The sequence below is a fragment of the Lelliottia nimipressuralis genome, from assembly GCF_004115925.1.
Classification (GTDB): Bacteria; Pseudomonadota; Gammaproteobacteria; order Enterobacterales; family Enterobacteriaceae; genus Enterobacter; species Enterobacter nimipressuralis.
Genome location: NZ_SDDX01000056.1, coordinates 1 through 558 on the forward strand (window position 1 = coordinate 1; position 558 = coordinate 558).

Annotated in this window: 1 protein-coding gene and 1 pseudogene; both read right to left on the minus strand. The window is 57.7% G+C overall.

The genetic code is table 11. The annotated features are described in order from the left end of the window. Positions 1–357, minus strand: a 357-nt coding sequence (locus tag ETG88_RS22155; protein ID WP_164971843.1) for a PhnE/PtxC family ABC transporter permease, incomplete at its 3' end; no start/stop codon positions are given. A gap of 51 nt (positions 358–408) precedes the next feature. Further along, positions 409–558: pseudogene (locus ETG88_RS22160) on the minus strand (phosphonate ABC transporter substrate-binding protein); the annotation flags it as partial.

A 558-nucleotide genomic window follows, 5' to 3' on the forward strand; every position in this document is an offset into this window, starting at 1 on the left:
TTCGTTGATGGCGCGACAGGCGTCCATCAGGCGGCGCATCGGCTGGTAAATCCACCAGGGGACGATGTTTTCGGCGCTCATCAGGCCAAACGGAATAGATAGGATGACCGCCAGCGCGGTGCCCCAGACGGCGATTTGCATGGTGACGGCCATTTCGCCGAGATAGTCCTGCCACTGGCTGAAGTCTGGCGGGAAGAAGTCTGCCGCGAAGGTCGCCATGTTGCCGGAGTCTTTGACCAGCATCAGCGGGTCCATTTCCGCACCTTTCCAGGAGATGACGAGCACCGCCAGCAGAATGGCCCAGCTTATCAACGAGAACCAGCTGCGTTTCGGAGGTGGGACGGTGATGGTTTGCATGAGTTCTCCTAATGTTCTCTCCCTCTTCGTGTGGAAGAGGGAGAGGGACGGTTACTGCACCGCTTTATTCACTGATGTCATCGCGCTTAGCGCGGCGGTCAGGCGGTCCAGATCTTCCAGCTGCGCCTGAATCACAGAGACTTTGCTGGTCTTCTCTTCGGCGTTCAGCCCTTTGTTGTCCTTCACGCCCTGCATCTCTTT